The organism is Rhizobium sp. 01T437, assembly GCF_056398505.1.
The window spans coordinates 187712-201818 of the sequence record NZ_JBFTPM010000005.1; the positions used below are offsets into that span (position 1 = coordinate 187712).

Here is a 14107-nt window from a genome sequence, read left to right on the forward strand (position 1 = left end):
GGGGCTGGATGGTACCGCCCTTCTCCTGTCTCAGCTCTTGCGTTCGGCCACGAAGTGGGCAGCGGTGATCAGCAATGCGGCGCGCTCTCCATAGGGAGCGAGCAGTTCTTCCGCGTCCTCGACATGCTGACGCAGGCGCTTCTCCGCCCATTCCATGCCGTGAAGTGCCACCAGCGTTCCCTTGCCGCGTGCGGCATCCTTGCCGGTCGCCTTGCCCATTGTCTTGATATCGGAGATCAGGTCGAGAATATCATCGGCAAGCTGGAAGGCGAGGCCGATCTTTTCGCCGAAGCGGCGCAGGCGCTGCCGGTCTTCGGCCGAAGCGCCGGCAATGATGGCGCCGGCCTCGCAGGCGAAGCGGATCAGCGCACCTGTCTTCATCGCCTGCAGGCGGATGATGCCAGCTTCATCGGGCGCCTGCTTTTCCGCTGCAAGATCAAGGGCCTGCCCGCCGGCCATGCCGCCGAGGCCAGCGGCGCGGGCGATCGCCAGAACGAGTTCTGTCTTGCTGCGGTCTGGCAGGTCGGTTTCCGACGCGGCGATGATGTCGAAGGCGTAGGTCAGCAGGCTATCGCCGGCCAGAATGGCAGTCGCTTCGTCGAATTTGATGTGTACCGCCGGCTTGCCGCGGCGCAGGTCGTCGTCGTCCATAGCCGGCAGATCGTCGTGAACGAGCGAATAGCAATGGATGCATTCGAGTGCTGCGCCGACGCGAAGTGCTGCCTGCCTGTTGCCGCCGAGAAGTGCTGCGCTTTCCACGACAAGGAATGGACGCAGGCGTTTGCCGCCATTCAGGACGGCGTAGTGCATGGCGCTACGCAAGAGGTCGGGACGGGCGATCTCGTCGGACAGTACGTTAGGAGAGAGCAGGAGATCGAGCAGCGCCTCGATCTCGGCGGCGCTGTTTTTCAACCGTGTCTCGAATGTTTCCCGCTTAGCGTCCATGCGCGCTCTTTGGCACGGCAGAACGGCTGCTGGCAACGGAATTGTCGATCACAGCGTCAAGATTTCCGCTGCACTCTGGCAATGACGGTTTTCAGGCGGTATGACAACGACAAGGGCGAAATCGGACTGGGACATTGGATATAGCGCCGCAGACAGAGGAGAGCGTCGATGCGCCGGTTCGCCGGCGCTGGGTTGGAGACCGCCAGGTGCTGAAGCGCATTGTTCTTGCCGTTCTGGCAGTGCTGCTTTTTCCCTATGTGCTGATCCTTCTCTATCTGCTGCCCTTCATCCATCCGGTTTCGACGCTTATGCTGCGCGACCTCGTGCTTCTCCGCGGCTATGACCGGCGGTGGGTGTCGATTGACGATGTTGCGCCTGTGCTCGTGCAATCGGTGATGATGTCGGAAGACGGGCAATATTGCTTTCACGGCGGTGTCGATTGGGGCGAGATGCGTATGCTGGTCGAAGATACGCTGAAGGGCCAGGAGACGCGCGGCGGCAGCACCATTCCCATGCAGACGGCGAAGAACCTCTTCCTCTGGAACAGCCGCTCCTTCATCCGCAAGGGATTGGAACTACCGCTGGCCGTCGGTTCCGACTTCGTTTGGTCGAAGCGACGGCTGATGGAGATTTATCTCAATATCGCCGAATGGGGGCCAGGCATTTACGGTATCGAGGCGGCTGCGCAATATCACTTCAAGGTGCCTGCCTCGAAGCTTACGCGCCGCCAGGCATCGTTGCTTGCGGTTTCGCTACCGAACCCTATCGATCGCAATGCCGGAAAACCCGGACGAGGGCTGCGCAGGCTTGCAGCGCTCATCGAACGGCGGGCGCAGGGCTCGGGCGATTACATCAAGTGCATCTATGATTGAATCAGAACTTGTCGTTGGAAGCGGCAAGCGTCATCTGACATTCTTGATCCTGCCATATGGGCGAATGCATCAGAAATCAAAGCCCCGAGTCGCCCATGACCACCACGACACTTTCGCCCGAGCTTCTTCAGTATTCGAAGACCCATAATCCGGCTCCGCCGCGGCATCTCGGCTCTCGCTATCACAAGCTCGGCGGCTTCCTGCCGGAGCAGGGTAACACGATCGTCTGCCATCCCCCGAGGGGCTCACGAACGCAGCAGGTGCTTATCGAAGCGCGTGAGAGATATCTGGCGATGCCCGAGGCATCACAATTCATCTTCACGCCAATCACCAGCCTCCATATGACGCTTTTTGAAGGCGTGATCGAGACCGGCCGCAAGGAGAACCATTGGCCTGATAATATTCCGCTCGATACGCCGATCGATGACATGACGGAGCTCATGGGCGCGCGGCTCGAGGGCTTCAAAATGTTTGATCCCTTCAAGGTCGCGATCGTCGAAGCTCGTCCGTCCGGCTTGCTCCTCGAGGGTGCGACAGAGGATGACCGCAAGGTTATGCGCGCCTGGCGCGACGCATTCGCCGATCTCCTCGGTTACCGTCAGCCCAACCATGAGAATTACAAGTTCCACATGACCTTCACCTATGCGATCGAGCGGCTGGAAGACGAGGCGCTGCCGCGCTGGCAGGCAATGCTTGACGAGGTGACAGAGGATATCCGCAGCGGGGCGCCTGTACTGGAACTCAACCCGCCGGCCTTCTGTGTGTTCGAGGATATGAACCACTTCCACGAACTGCTGATCTTCGATTTCGAACCCTGACAGGAACACACCATGGACAAGCTGACGCTCTATATCGCCAACAAGAACTACTCTTCCTGGTCGTTCCGGCCATGGATGGCGCTGACGGGCGTCGGCATCGATTTCGAAGAGGTGCTGATCCCCTTCGATTATCCAAACGGCAATCCCAACATCAAGGCGGTCTCGCCGAGCGGCCATGTGCCCCTGCTGCAGCATGGTGCGCTGAAGATCTGGGAATCCTTCGCGATCATCGAATATGTAGCCGAGCTTTACCCAGATGCCGGGTTGCTACCGAAGGATCGTGCCGAGCGGGCGCTCGCCCGTTCGGCCTCCATGGAGATGATGTCGAGCTTCCGGGCGCTGCGCAGCGCTTGCCCGATGAATATCCGCCGGCCGAAGGGCAAGATCGCGCTGCCTGATGGCGTCTCCGCTGATATTAGCCGGATTGAGACGATCTGGCGCGATCTTCTGCAGAAATCCGGTGGGCCGTTCCTCTTCGGTGCCTTCGGCGGAGCGGATGCGATGTTTGCGCCCGTCGTCAATCGCTTCGATATCTATGATCTCGTCAGCAGCGCCGATATACTGGCTTATATGAACGCGATGAAGGCGCACCCGGCCTGGCGGAAGTGGGAAGAAGCAGCGCGAGCCGAGCCGTGGATCGTACCGGAAGACGAAGTCTGAGCGGAGAACTAGAGGCATCGCAAAAAATACATATGGGGACTGGTCAAGACCGCCCCTTGCATGTATAAGCGCGCAAAATTCCGAAATCGCGACATGTCCGTTTCGGCCGCCAGTCTGGCCGTGGGAATGTTTTGCCCGCAAGTGGAGTAAGAGAAATGGCTGTACCGAAGAGAAAAACGAGCCCGTCCAAGCGCGGCATGCGCCGTTCGGCTGATGCGCTGAAGGCTCCGACCTATGTCGAAGACAAGAACTCCGGCGAACTGCGTCGCCCGCACCATATCGATCTGAAAACCGGTATGTACCGTGGCCGTCAGGTTCTGACACCGAAGGAAAACGCATAATTCTTTATGCGGCTTGTCCGATGAAAGTTTTGAAGGCCGGCTCGACGCCGGCCTTTTTCTTTTCAAGATTATTATAATCTTCAGTGCCTTGAAGTGAGGCGGTGATGTCAGGCAGTATTCCCTAGAGATCAGGGAGATTTTTCTGCATGATTACCGCAATGCCGCTGATGGTTATTCCATTTATTCTTTACAATCTGGCGATGCTGGGCCTGATGGGCGGCGGCGGAATTCCCTCGCTCCAGCACGATGTGATCGTGCTGTCGATGCTTTCGGGCGCAATCTGGAGCATGGCGCTCGGCGATCTCTTCATCGTCGTGGCGCTCGTCGTACTCTTCATCGAGATCCTGAAGGCGACCCGGAACGCTTCCGGCAACCTCATCAACCACATGCTATCGATGCTGGTCTTCATCGCTTTCCTGGTCGAGTTTCTTCTCGTCCAGGATGCGGCGACCCAGGTCTTCTTCATCCTGATGACCATTGCGCTGATCGACGTGATCGGCGGCTTTGCGGTGTCGATCCGCAGCGCCGGCCGGGACGTTTCGATCGGCCTATAGGTTGTCGAGCTTGTTCTGCAGCGCGCGAAGCTGTTCCTTCAGCTCGTCGATGTCCTTCGCCTCTGCCTTGCGGCTTTCCTTCGGCGGCGGTGTCATGAAGGGTGAGAACATCTGCATGGCCTGCTGGAACATCTCGGTATTCCGGCGGACCTGCTCCTCGACCATTTGCATGGGAAGCTGCAGGTTCTTGCTGAGCGGCGTTTCACCGAAGGCACGGTTCACCTGCTCACGAATCTGCGACTGCTGTTCCGTGAAAGCGCGCATGGAATGTTCCAGGAAGCTCGGAACGACCATCTGCATCTGGTCGCCGTAGTAGGTGATCAGCTGACGCAGGAAGGAGATCGGAAGCAGCGTGTTGCCGGTCTTCGATTCCTGCTCGAAAATAATCTGGGTCAGTACCGAATGCGTGATGTCGTCACCGCTTTTGGCGTCCTGGACGACAAAATCCTCCCCCTTCTTCACCATCTCCGCCAGGTCTTCCAGCGTCACATAGGTGCTGGTGCCTGTATTATAGAGGCGGCGATTGGCATATTTCTTGATTACGATCTGACCCTCAGTCTTCGCCATATCAGTCTCCCGAACCCCGTCTGATTGTATGGATACTCCTCCACCAGAGACTGTAGACGCAAAAGAAGGGCGGTGACAATCTCTTTGTGCGATGCGGCAACCCCTTTCCCTGTACGGATAAATCCATTCGAGGGCGCTGCAGCAAATGGTGGAATAGTCTTGGCATTTGACTTGCGCCTGCAGCTTTGTCAGTTTCCACTTATATGTGTGATGAGAAACGAGGAAACCACCCCATGAGCAGTTCATCCGTCGTCATCGCCAGCGCAGCGCGCACCGCTGTCGGTTCCTTTAACGGTGCTTTCGGCACAATTCCCGCGCACGAGCTCGGCGCGGCCGCCATCAAGGGCGCGCTGGAGCGGGCAGGTGTTTCTCCCGAAGACGTGGACGAGGTCATCCTTGGCCAGGTCCTGCAGGCCGGCGAGGGCCAGAACCCCGCTCGCCAGGCGGCGATGAAGGCCGGTGTTCCCAAGGAAGCGACGGCCTGGAGCGTCAACCAGCTCTGCGGTTCCGGCCTGCGCGCCGTTGCCCTCGGTATGCAGCAGATCGCGCTCGGCGATGCGAAGATCATCGTCGCCGGCGGTCAGGAATCCATGTCGATGGCGCCACACGCGGCGCATTTGCGCGGCGGCGTGAAGATGGGCGACATGAAGATGATCGACACCATGATCAAGGACGGTCTAACCGACGCCTTTTACGGCTATCACATGGGCGTTACTGCAGAAAATATCGCACGCCAATGGCAGCTTTCGCGCGATGATCAGGACCAGTTCGCCGTCAGCTCGCAGAACAAGGCCGAAGCCGCGCAGAAGGCTGGCCGCTTCAGGGACGAAATCGTTCCCTTTGTCATTCAAGGCCGCAAGGGTGACGTAACCGTCGATGCCGACGAATATATCCGCCACGGCGCGACGCTGGAGGCTATGGCCAAGCTGCGGCCCGCCTTCGACAAGGATGGCACGGTGACAGCGGCGAATGCCTCCGGTCTCAACGACGGCGCTGCCGCAGCCGTGCTGATGAGCGAAGCGGAAGCGTCGCGACGCGGCATCCAGCCGCTTGCCCGCATCGTTTCCTGGGCGACAGCCGGTGTCGATCCGCAGGTCATGGGGACTGGCCCGATCCCTGCCTCCCGCAAGGCGCTGGAAAAGGCCGGCTGGTCCGTCGGCGATCTAGACCTCGTCGAGGCTAATGAAGCCTTCGCGGCCCAAGCCTGCGCCGTAAACAAGGATCTCGGCTGGGATCCCAATATCGTCAACGTCAATGGCGGCGCGATTGCGATCGGTCATCCGATCGGCGCTTCGGGTGCGCGCGTTCTCAATACGCTCCTCTTCGAAATGAAGCGCCGCGGCGCCAAAAAGGGTCTCGCGACGCTATGCATCGGCGGCGGCATGGGTGTCGCGATGTGCTTCGAGGCAATGTAAATAGCGTACTATGCATGTTTCTTGAGGCCTGCCCGAGAGCGGGTTGACAACAACTGGGGAGCGGAACATGAGCAGAGTGGCTTTGGTCACTGGTGGTACGCGCGGCATCGGCGCGGCGATTTCGATGGCGCTAAAGAATGCCGGCTATAAGGTTGCTGCCAGCTATGCTGGCAATGATGAAAGGGCCAAGGCATTTCACGATGTTACCGGCGTCCCGGTCTTCAAGTGGGACGTGTCTGACTATGTTGCCTGCGGCGAAGGTATTGCGAGGGTCCAGGCCGAACTCGGTCCGGTCGAGATCCTCATCAACAATGCCGGCATCACGCGCGATGCGATGTTTCACAAGATGACGCCGCAGCAGTGGCATGAGGTGATCAATACCAACCTCACCGGCCTCTTCAACATGACGCACCATGTCTGGAGCGGCATGCGTGACCGCAGCTTCGGCCGCATCGTCAATATCTCCTCCATCAACGGCCAGAAGGGCCAGATGGGGCAGGTGAACTATTCTGCCGCCAAAGCCGGCGACCTCGGATTTACCAAGGCGCTTGCCCAGGAAGGTGCGGCCAAGAACATCACCGTCAATGCCATCTGCCCCGGTTATATTGGGACGGAAATGGTGCTTGCGGTGCCGGAAAAGGTGCTGAATGAGAAGATCATTCCCCAAATCCCGGTTGGGCGCCTCGGTGAACCCGAGGAGATCGCGCGGTGCGTGACCTTCCTCATTTCCGACGATGCCGGTTTCATTACCGGTTCGACGTTGACGGCCAATGGCGGTCAGTTCTTCGTCTGAACCTATTTCTTCTGGCTGTGGGCGTAGCTGCTCGGGAAGCCGCCGGCACTGTCATAGGGGCCGGCAGATGCGCCATAGGCCGCGAGGGCAATGGTGATGAGGGCGGCGATTGCGATGATCCTGTTCATGGTCGTGTCCCCCTGCGGACGGGCACTCGGATAGTTGCCATCACGCGGTTCGGTTCATTGATGCTGTCAGGCGTTTGGATGACGCCGTCTATTGGCTTTGACGGGCACTTTCTGGACGGCGCGGTCCTGGCTGCGGAGAGCAGCGACTGCCGTCGTGAGGAAAGCCGAGGCGATCAGGACGGCGACGGCGGAATTCAGGAAAATCTGGGCCATGGTAGCGTTCCTTTTCATTCACGGGCGGCACATGCGCTGCCCTTGCGATGTTGAAAGGAATATGCGCTTGGTCCTGGCGGCGCAGTAGATTTGACTTCAGCGACCGATCGTCAACGCGGTGTTGACGACAAAAGCGCGCAAGAAAAACGGGCGCCGAAGCGCCCGTTCAAAATTTCCGATGGGCCGATGCTGATTAGCGGCAACGCGCTTCGTAACGGCGGCCGTAACGGTCGCGATAGATGCAGTAGCCTTGACGTTCGACCGAATGGCCGATCAACGCGCCTGTCAGACCGCCGGCGACTGCGCCGACTGCCGCGCCACCCCAGCTGTTGCTGACGGCGCCGCCGATGATGGCGCCCGTGCCCGCACCAATCGCCGTGCCCTGCTCCGTCGGAGTGCAGGAGGCGAGAGCGCCAATGAGAGCGCAGCTAAGAACAATCTTTTTCATGTCTAACTCCCCAGGTTACCGGCCTTTAAATTCGGCCCATCAGTACAAGAATGATAATGATGACGAGAACTAACCCCAAACCACCGGAAGGTCCATAGCCCCAGCCGCGGCTATAACCCCAATTCGGCAAGGCGCCGACCAATAACAGAATAAGGATAATAAGAAGTATCGTGCCAAGCATGGTGTCTGTCCTGCCTCATTCTCATTTCGACTGGACAAGAAACCCACTTCCGCGTTTTTTGTTCCCGGCTAAACTCTCAGAATATCACGGCGGCGTTATCGCCCATTGCGACAGAAGCCGAATTTAGCCGGTTCCTTCGAAAGCAAGTCGGCGAAATGCTATCGGGCATTTTCAAGCTATGGTTAAAACTTTCTTTGAATACAATATGTTGCGGTGAACAAAGCGGGAAAATGAAAATGTCTCCGATTCGTCAGCGATTCGTTCCGGCTTTGATCAGCCACGGCTTTTCATCGGCCCACCGGCGCCGGCCTGTTTAAGGTTCCGTAAATTCGGCATGCAAAAGATTAACGCGATCCAACAGCTCGGAATGGCTGCGCAAACCCGGAACCCGTATCTTGGGATCGGTGGCGAAAACGCCCACAAGATCTCGCCGTGAACGAAAAGGGAAAACCTCGACATCAGCGATTCGTCTCCGATTCGTTCCGGCTTTGGTCGAAGCGTTAATTTCGGGCTTGACCTTTGCGTTTTTACGATGCGGCAAGAAGCGTTAATCGCGGTTGCCAACATTTGTTCTCATGCGAGTCTACAGATTCAGCATCTAGTGTAAAAAAGCGATTCAAAATCAATACTTAGCCGTGAACAAAAGCTGAATCAGCCGGAGTCAGCGATTCGTCTCCGATTCGTTCTCAAGCTGTTCCGAATCTTAAATCAAAGACTTAGCGGGCTGTGACTTCCATGCTCAATCCAAAGTCTATTTCAAATCTGCCCTTGCGTTTGGAGCTTCGGCTGTCCATGTGTTCTGTGCCTCATTCGCAGCTCCGACTTGACCCTGGGGCGTCACCGCCTCACTTGCATGGAACATGACCCTGACTTCGCAGCCGATGATACTGAGCGGGCGCGGCGTGACCGCGGTGCTCGGGCCGACCAATACCGGCAAGACCCATTATGCGATCGAACGCATGGTGGCGCATGGTACGGGTGTCATCGGCCTGCCGCTCCGCCTGCTGGCGCGCGAAGTCTATACGCGCGTGGTCGAAAAGGTCGGCGCCCATAACGTGGCGCTGGTGACCGGCGAAGAAAAGATCTCGCCGCCGAATGCGCGTTTCTCCGTCTGTACGGTCGAAGCGATGCCACGGGAAACCAAGGCAGCCTTCGTCGCCATCGATGAAGTGCAGCTCGCGGGAGATCTCGAGCGCGGCCATATTTTTACAGACCGTATCCTTCATCTGCGCGGCCGCGAGGAGACGCTTCTGCTGGGTGCTGCCACCATGCGGCCGATCCTGCAGCAGCTTCTGCCGGGGATTACGGTCACGGAGCGGCCGCGGCTTTCCCACCTTCTCTATGCCGGGCAGAAGAAGATCACCCGGCTGCCGCAGCGTTCGGCGATCGTCGCCTTCTCGGCGGACGAAGTTTATGCGATTGCAGAACTGATCCGGCGCCAGCGCGGCGGTGCGGCTGTCGTGCTCGGAGCGCTCAGCCCGCGCACCCGCAATGCGCAGGTCGCGCTCTATCAGGAGGGCGACGTTGAATATCTCGTCGCGACCGATGCGATCGGCATGGGCCTCAATCTCGATGTCGACCATGTGGCCTTCGCGCAGGACCGGAAGTTCGACGGATATCAATTCCGCAACCTCAACCCCGGCGAACTCGGCCAGATCGCTGGCCGCGCCGGCCGTCATGTGCGTGACGGAACCTTTGGCGTAACCGGCCAGGTTTCACCCTTCGACGAGGAACTCGTGCAACGCATCGAGGGCCATGAGTTCGACAATATCAAGGTTCTGCAGTGGCGTACCAAGGATCTCGATTTTTCCTCGACACAATCTCTGCGGGCAAGCCTTGAGACCGGCCCCCGCGTGCCGGGTCTGACCCGGGCGCTGCCGGCCGTCGACCAGCAAGCGCTCGAACATTTGTCGCGCTATCCGGAAATTATTGATCTCGCTAGCACGCCGGCGCGGGTTGAAAAGCTCTGGGAGGCTTGCGCTCTGCCGGACTATCGGCGCATAACGCCTGCGCAACATGCCGATCTTATTTCTACCCTCTTTTCCGATCTAGTGCGCTATGGCACGGTGAACGAGCAGTTTCTAGCCGAACAGGTTCACCGTTCGGATCGGACAGATGGAGAAATTGACACGCTTTCGGCGCGAATCGCGCAGATAAGAACCTGGACCTATGTATCGAATCGGCCCGGCTGGCTTGCCGATCCGACACACTGGCAGGAAAAGACGCGGGAAATCGAAGATCGATTGTCCGATGCGTTACATGAAAGGTTGACGAAACGCTTTGTTGATCGCAGGACATCTGTGCTCATGAAGCGCCTGAGAGAGAATGCGATGCTGGAAGCTGAAATCAGTGTGAATGGCGATGTCTTTGTTGAAGGACATCATGTGGGGCAGTTGACCGGGTTCCGTTTTACGCCTGTCGGTGGAACGGACGGGCCGGACGCCAAGGCGGTTCAGGCTGCGTCGCAAAAGGCGCTTGGGCTCGAATTCGAAGCTCGCGCCGCGCGTCTGCATGCGGCGGGCAATGCCGATCTGGTGATCGGCTCTGACGGTCTGGTGCGGTGGCTCGGCGATCCCGTGGGCCGCCTTTCGGGCAGCGATCATGTGATGCGTCCGCGCGTCATTCTGCTGGCCGACGAACAGCTCACCGGCAATGCGCGCGATCATGTCGCCGCCCGTATCGAGCGTTTCGTCAATCATCATATCAGCACGGTGCTGAAGCCGCTCGACGATCTGTCGCGCGCCGAAGACCTGCAGGGCCTTGCCAAGGGGCTTGCCTTCCAGCTCGTCGAAAATCTCGGCGTGCTCTTCCGCCGCGACGTGACGGAAGAAGTGAAGTCGCTTGATCAGGATGCGCGCGCCTCCATGCGCCGCTACGGCATTCGCTTCGGCGCTTATCATATCTTCGTGCCGGCGCTTCTGAAGCCGGCGCCGGCGGAGCTCATCACCCTGCTCTGGGCGCTGAAGAATGACGGCCTCGACAAGCCGGGCTACGGCGATCTCATTCCGGTGCTCGCCGCCGGCCGTACCTCTGTGGTCACCGATCCGAGCTTCGAACGTATGTTCTACAAGCTCGCGGGCTTCCGTTTCCTCGGCAAACGCGCCGTGCGCATCGACATCCTCGAGCGTCTTGCCGATCTCATCCGTCCGCTTCTGCAGTGGAAGCCGGGTCAGGGCACGCGTCCGGAAGGCGCCTATGACGGTCGCCGCTTCACGACGACGACGGCGATGCTGTCCATTCTCGGCGCGACGCTCGAAGACATGGAAGAGATTCTCAAGGGTCTCGGCTACCGCGCCGATGCCGTGAAGGCCGAAGAGGCAGCCGCATTCCTCGCAACGCAGGATGTAGCATCCGCTCCGGCTGTGGCGGTGACTGAGGCCGCAGCAGAGGAAACGGCTGAAAAGGCCGACCATGATGACGCAGACGGCGCTTCGGAAGAAACGCCCGCTGTCGAAGCCGCACCTGTGGCTGCGGAAACGCCTGCAGTTGCCGAAGATTCGGCTGAGGCGGGCGAAGCTGCAGAGCCGAAGCCGGTTCTCCTGTGGCGCCTCGGTGGCCGCAACGAAAACCAGCGCCAGGCGCGCGGCCATGGCGACCGCCGTGGCGGACAGGGCCAAGGCCAGGGTCAGGACCGCGGTGAGCGCAACAATCGCCGCCAGGGCGGTGGCGAAGGCGGCGAGGGCCGGGACGGCAATCGCAACAATAACCGCAACCGGGATGGCGGCAATCGCGACGGTAACCGGGAAGGCGGCAATCGTGACGGCGGCAATCGTGATGGGGGCAGGCCTCAGCATGCGCGCAATGACCGCAACGAGCAGCGCGGCGACCGTCAGGACCGCAAGGATCGTGGTGATCGCAACGACCGTAACAACAACCGCAGCAATTCGCAGCCGCTGCGCTTCGAGGCGAAGCCGCCGCGCAAGGAGAAGCCGATCGATCCGGATTCGCCCTTTGCCAAGCTTGCAGCGCTCAAGGAGCAGATGAAGAAGTAGTCATGGGTGGAGAGACACAGCCAGGGAGCGGTTCGCGCCAGCGCATCGACAAATGGCTGTTCTTCGCGCGCATGGTGAAATCGCGCTCGCTGGCGCAGAGCCATATCCAGTCCGGTCACGTCAGTATCAATGGCACACGTTGTGGGCAGCCGAGCCAGACGGTCAAGGTGGGCGATCGCGTCGAGCTGACGCTGGAGCGGCGGGACATCATTCTCGTCGTCCGGCTGCCTGGCGAGCGGCGCGGACCCTATGAGGAGGCGAAGCTGCTCTATGAGGATCTGTCGCCGCCTCCGGATGTGGCAAAACGCCTCACTCCCTATGAGCAGGCTATTCGAGCCACCGGCTCCGGAAGACCGACGAAAAAGGAACGGCGCGCAATCGACAGGCTGATGTCGGATGAGGATTAGAAAACTCTTCCTGCCCTCAGCTTTTCGAAGATCGTTTGTCCTTGAAATCCTGCTGTAAAGCCGATACGTGACACACAACCTGCCGGGTAGTGTGCTTGCCTCCCAAGCCTGTCCACGCTTTCTCTCCGGCTTAGGGGACAGGCGCGACGTTCCAGGTTGCCCGGCCCCGCCCGTATGGCAAATCCTGGAGTTCTTCATGACCTATGTCGTGACCGACAATTGCATTCGCTGCAAATACACTGATTGTGTTGAAGTCTGCCCGGTCGACTGTTTCTACGAGGGCGAGAATTTCCTCGTTATCCATCCCGATGAGTGCATAGACTGCGGTGTTTGCGAGCCGGAATGTCCGGCCGAGGCGATTAAGCCCGATACCGAGCCGGGTCTCGACAAGTGGCTGAAGATCAACGCTGAATATGCGAGCATCTGGCCGAACATCACGGTCAAGAAAGAGCCGTTGGCCGAGGCCAAGGAGCTGGACGGCGAGACCGGAAAATTCGAGAAATACTTCTCGGAAAAGCCCGGTAGCGGCGACTGAAAATTTCGACGTGCGGTGCCGATGAAACCGGGTTCAGCGGCAGCTTAAACGTTTCAAATTACGCGTGAGTCACATGGGCGCTATGTGTTGCCCACATGACTCACGTTAAGCAAATTATTGATTTCCTCATATTTTTGTGATACGTTCACCACACTGTTCCATTTGTGGCATGACGCATGCCCAAAAACCATCACGAAAGTAAAACAAATCCGTACGCGGTTTCCGTGACATATCAATAACTTGAGCTGTCGGATCCCAAGATCGCGCGCAAGGATACCTTTTGCTTCTGTCTGGTGGAACCAGAGTGAAGTCACCCGACGGATTTAACCGTCTCATCCGGGCCTGACTGACCCGGCTCCGGCCGCCGCCGGTAGCGTAACAGGGAGTTTTTGATTAGAATGACCACCCAGCAGAAAAAACCTTCTACCGCACGTCACGGCTTCAAGACTGGTGAATCGATCGTGTACCCCGCACATGGCGTCGGTACCATCACGGCTATCGAAGAGCAAGAAGTCGCCGGCATGAAGCTTGAACTTTTCGTCATCGATTTCGAAAAGGACAAGATGCGTCTGAAGGTTCCGGTCGCGAAGGCCATGAGCATCGGCATGCGCAAGCTTTCCGAGACCGACTTCGTCGAGCGCGCCCTCAAGGTCGTGCAGGGCAAAGCTCGCGTCAAGCGCACCATGTGGTCCCGCCGCGCCCAGGAATATGATGCCAAGATCAATTCCGGTGACCTGATTTCCATCGCAGAAGTCGTTCGCGATCTTTACCGTGCCGAGAACCAGCCAGAGCAGTCCTATTCCGAGCGCCAGCTCTATGAGGCTGCCCTCGACCGCATGGCTCGCGAAATCGCTGCCGTCAACAAGATGTCTGAAACCGAAGCAGTTCGCCTCGTCGAGACCAATCTCAACAAGGGTCCGAAGCGTGGCAAGGTAATCGAGGAAGACGACTCTCAGGACGAAGCTGCTTAATAGCGCATTGTTTTTGCTGATAAAAAAACCCGGCCTTGGTGCCGGGTTTTTTATTGGAACTTTTTCGCCGCTACGACGTTCATACACAGTAATGCGGACATAACCGGAGCCCACAAAGCTCGGTTTGACTTCCGCCGGAGCTGTTAACGTTCGATGAGGAGCGGATCATGATTTCCAGAATTTGCCTTTCCGGCAATCTCAAGAAACAGATCCAACCCTGCCGTCTTGACGGCACATGACGAGAGATAGGGCCTCCTCCTGAAAAGT

Annotated in this window: 17 protein-coding genes; 11 read left to right on the top strand and 6 right to left on the bottom strand. The window is 58.6% G+C overall.

The genetic code is table 11. The annotated features are described in order from the left end of the window. Positions 1–30: 30 nt before the first annotated feature. On the bottom strand, positions 31–945 hold the full coding sequence (locus tag AC1DM5_RS11765) for a polyprenyl synthetase family protein (RefSeq protein ID WP_477821494.1): 915 nt from the start codon (positions 943–945) through the stop codon (positions 31–33). 134 nt (positions 946–1079) lie between these two features. Here AC1DM5_RS11765 and mtgA point away from each other — a divergent pair, with 134 nt between their 5' ends. The 5 genes from mtgA (at position 1080) to AC1DM5_RS11790 (ending at position 4190) form a co-directional block, all read left to right on the top strand. After that, positions 1080–1817 carry a monofunctional biosynthetic peptidoglycan transglycosylase gene (mtgA, locus tag AC1DM5_RS11770; RefSeq protein WP_477821495.1) on the top strand — a complete coding sequence of 246 codons (738 nt, stop codon included), beginning with the start codon at positions 1080–1082 and terminating at the stop codon, positions 1815–1817. 95 nt (positions 1818–1912) lie between these two features. After that, positions 1913–2635, top strand: coding sequence for a DUF1868 domain-containing protein (locus AC1DM5_RS11775; protein WP_477821496.1), 723 nt, complete (start codon positions 1913–1915; stop codon positions 2633–2635). A gap of 12 nt (positions 2636–2647) precedes the next feature. Continuing rightward, positions 2648–3295 carry a glutathione S-transferase family protein gene (locus tag AC1DM5_RS11780; RefSeq protein WP_477821497.1) on the top strand — a complete coding sequence of 216 codons (648 nt, stop codon included), beginning with the start codon at positions 2648–2650 and terminating at the stop codon, positions 3293–3295. Between the two features lie 155 nt (positions 3296–3450). Beyond that, the gene (gene rpmF, locus AC1DM5_RS11785) at positions 3451–3636 is read left to right on the top strand and encodes a 50S ribosomal protein L32 (protein ID WP_026186748.1); all 186 of its coding nucleotides are present in this window, start codon (positions 3451–3453) and stop codon (positions 3634–3636) included. Positions 3637–3782: 146 nt separating this feature from the next. Next, positions 3783–4190 carry a hypothetical protein gene (locus AC1DM5_RS11790; protein WP_477821498.1) on the top strand — a complete coding sequence of 136 codons (408 nt, stop codon included), beginning with the start codon at positions 3783–3785 and terminating at the stop codon, positions 4188–4190. Here AC1DM5_RS11790 and phaR read toward each other — a convergent pair. Further along, on the bottom strand, positions 4185–4757 hold the full coding sequence (phaR, locus tag AC1DM5_RS11795; protein WP_113319841.1) for a polyhydroxyalkanoate synthesis repressor PhaR: 573 nt from the start codon (positions 4755–4757) through the stop codon (positions 4185–4187). The two genes, AC1DM5_RS11790 and phaR, sit on opposite strands and share 6 nt — an antisense overlap. 233 nt (positions 4758–4990) lie before the next feature. Here phaR and AC1DM5_RS11800 point away from each other — a divergent pair, with 233 nt between their 5' ends. Beyond that, positions 4991–6172, top strand: a complete 1182-nt coding sequence (locus tag AC1DM5_RS11800) for an acetyl-CoA C-acetyltransferase (protein WP_477821499.1) — start codon at positions 4991–4993, stop codon at positions 6170–6172. A 67-nt stretch (positions 6173–6239) separates the two neighbouring features. After that, positions 6240–6965 (top strand): acetoacetyl-CoA reductase, encoded by a 726-nt coding sequence (phbB, locus tag AC1DM5_RS11805; RefSeq protein ID WP_477821500.1) that lies wholly within the window; start codon positions 6240–6242, stop codon positions 6963–6965. Positions 6966–6967: 2 nt separating this feature from the next. Here the strand turns inward: phbB and AC1DM5_RS11810 are convergent, their stop codons facing one another. From AC1DM5_RS11810 to AC1DM5_RS11825, 4 genes are all read right to left on the bottom strand, one after another. Beyond that, positions 6968–7093 (bottom strand): hypothetical protein, encoded by a 126-nt coding sequence (locus AC1DM5_RS11810; RefSeq protein ID WP_477821501.1) that lies wholly within the window; start codon positions 7091–7093, stop codon positions 6968–6970. Between the two features lie 66 nt (positions 7094–7159). Continuing rightward, positions 7160–7306, bottom strand: coding sequence for a hypothetical protein (locus tag AC1DM5_RS11815; protein WP_439016851.1), 147 nt, complete (start codon positions 7304–7306; stop codon positions 7160–7162). A 193-nt stretch (positions 7307–7499) separates the two neighbouring features. After that, a complete protein-coding gene (locus AC1DM5_RS11820) occupies positions 7500–7754 on the bottom strand; it encodes a YMGG-like glycine zipper-containing protein (RefSeq protein WP_132655954.1) in 255 nt (84 codons plus the stop codon). A gap of 25 nt (positions 7755–7779) precedes the next feature. Then, positions 7780–7935, bottom strand: a complete 156-nt coding sequence (locus AC1DM5_RS11825; protein WP_007825451.1) for a DUF3309 family protein — start codon at positions 7933–7935, stop codon at positions 7780–7782. 860 nt (positions 7936–8795) lie between these two features. Between AC1DM5_RS11825 and AC1DM5_RS11830 the strand changes: the two genes are divergently transcribed. The 4 genes from AC1DM5_RS11830 to AC1DM5_RS11845 all read left to right on the top strand — a co-directional run bounded on the left by AC1DM5_RS11830 (position 8796) and on the right by AC1DM5_RS11845 (position 13840). Next, entirely contained in the window at positions 8796–11927 is a 3132-nt protein-coding gene (locus tag AC1DM5_RS11830; protein ID WP_477821502.1) for a helicase-related protein, read from the top strand. A gap of 2 nt (positions 11928–11929) precedes the next feature. Then, entirely contained in the window at positions 11930–12334 is a 405-nt protein-coding gene (locus AC1DM5_RS11835) for an RNA-binding S4 domain-containing protein (protein WP_477821503.1), read from the top strand. Positions 12335–12530: 196 nt separating this feature from the next. Further along, on the top strand, positions 12531–12869 hold the full coding sequence (gene fdxA, locus AC1DM5_RS11840; protein ID WP_477821504.1) for a ferredoxin FdxA: 339 nt from the start codon (positions 12531–12533) through the stop codon (positions 12867–12869). A gap of 398 nt (positions 12870–13267) precedes the next feature. Continuing rightward, the gene (locus tag AC1DM5_RS11845; RefSeq protein WP_007825443.1) at positions 13268–13840 is read left to right on the top strand and encodes a CarD family transcriptional regulator; all 573 of its coding nucleotides are present in this window, start codon (positions 13268–13270) and stop codon (positions 13838–13840) included. Positions 13841–14107: the final 267 nt, after the last annotated feature.

What these genes read in the sequence shown, in the direction of transcription:
- AC1DM5_RS11815 (WP_439016851.1), bottom strand. Translation starts at nt 7,306, where the DNA reads ATGGCCCAGATTTTCCTGAATTCCGCCGTCGCCGTCCTGATCGCCTCG.
- AC1DM5_RS11830 (WP_477821502.1), top strand. Translation starts at nt 8,796, where the DNA reads ATGACCCTGACTTCGCAGCCGATGATACTGAGCGGGCGCGGCGTGACC.
- AC1DM5_RS11810 (WP_477821501.1), bottom strand. Translation starts at nt 7,093, where the DNA reads ATGAACAGGATCATCGCAATCGCCGCCCTCATCACCATTGCCCTCGCG.
- phaR (WP_113319841.1), bottom strand. Translation starts at nt 4,757, where the DNA reads ATGGCGAAGACTGAGGGTCAGATCGTAATCAAGAAATATGCCAATCGC.
- AC1DM5_RS11835 (WP_477821503.1), top strand. Translation starts at nt 11,930, where the DNA reads ATGGGTGGAGAGACACAGCCAGGGAGCGGTTCGCGCCAGCGCATCGAC.
- phbB (WP_477821500.1), top strand. Translation starts at nt 6,240, where the DNA reads ATGAGCAGAGTGGCTTTGGTCACTGGTGGTACGCGCGGCATCGGCGCG.
- AC1DM5_RS11820 (WP_132655954.1), bottom strand. Translation starts at nt 7,754, where the DNA reads ATGAAAAAGATTGTTCTTAGCTGCGCTCTCATTGGCGCTCTCGCCTCC.
- AC1DM5_RS11825 (WP_007825451.1), bottom strand. Translation starts at nt 7,935, where the DNA reads ATGCTTGGCACGATACTTCTTATTATCCTTATTCTGTTATTGGTCGGC.
- AC1DM5_RS11765 (WP_477821494.1), bottom strand. Translation starts at nt 945, where the DNA reads ATGGACGCTAAGCGGGAAACATTCGAGACACGGTTGAAAAACAGCGCC.
- AC1DM5_RS11845 (WP_007825443.1), top strand. Translation starts at nt 13,268, where the DNA reads ATGACCACCCAGCAGAAAAAACCTTCTACCGCACGTCACGGCTTCAAG.
- AC1DM5_RS11800 (WP_477821499.1), top strand. Translation starts at nt 4,991, where the DNA reads ATGAGCAGTTCATCCGTCGTCATCGCCAGCGCAGCGCGCACCGCTGTC.
- AC1DM5_RS11790 (WP_477821498.1), top strand. Translation starts at nt 3,783, where the DNA reads ATGATTACCGCAATGCCGCTGATGGTTATTCCATTTATTCTTTACAAT.
- AC1DM5_RS11780 (WP_477821497.1), top strand. Translation starts at nt 2,648, where the DNA reads ATGGACAAGCTGACGCTCTATATCGCCAACAAGAACTACTCTTCCTGG.
- AC1DM5_RS11775 (WP_477821496.1), top strand. Translation starts at nt 1,913, where the DNA reads ATGACCACCACGACACTTTCGCCCGAGCTTCTTCAGTATTCGAAGACC.
- rpmF (WP_026186748.1), top strand. Translation starts at nt 3,451, where the DNA reads ATGGCTGTACCGAAGAGAAAAACGAGCCCGTCCAAGCGCGGCATGCGC.
- fdxA (WP_477821504.1), top strand. Translation starts at nt 12,531, where the DNA reads ATGACCTATGTCGTGACCGACAATTGCATTCGCTGCAAATACACTGAT.